This window comes from Tritonibacter sp. SIMBA_163, from assembly GCF_046535935.1.
GTDB classification, from domain to species: domain Bacteria; phylum Pseudomonadota; class Alphaproteobacteria; order Rhodobacterales; family Rhodobacteraceae; genus Epibacterium; species Epibacterium scottomollicae.
Genome location: NZ_JAWJBP010000133.1, coordinates 1 through 427 on the forward strand (window position 1 = coordinate 1; position 427 = coordinate 427).

General features: G+C 53.6%; 1 protein-coding gene. It reads left to right on the plus strand.

All coding sequences use genetic code 11. From position 1 onward, the window contains the following. Positions 1-64: 64 nt before the first annotated feature. On the plus strand, positions 65-427 hold a 363-nt coding region (locus R0J92_RS21770; protein ID WP_411053171.1), incomplete at its 3' end, for a hypothetical protein.

The following is a 427-nucleotide window of genomic DNA, read 5'->3' on the forward strand; positions in this document are numbered from 1 at the left end:
AGGCAGCTGGGGTGGCTGGCAGAAATTGGTAGAAGGCGTGGGGCGTGCCCAAGGCCATACCCATGTGATTCAATTCGTCAATCTCAGCATGTTGCTTGGCGTGCTGTGTATGGCTGGGCTTGGTTGGGCTGTGATTCAGCGTCATCGCCTAATATGGGTGGCGTTACTGGCATTTGGCGCTGCGGGTGGTGTACTGGGTTCTTTGTTTTCTGGTAGTCGAGGGGGGTGGGTTGGCTTCCCCATTGTCTTGCTTGTGCTCTACCGTGCTTACGGCTCCCAGCTTTCTAAGAAGCTAAAACTTGCTGTGCTGGCGGCGATCATAGCAGGGGGGGCAACCGTATATGCAGTACCGCAGATTGGTGTTCAGGAACGTATACATCAAGCTTTCAACGATGTTGCGCTGTATATATCCGGTGAGAATCGCTCT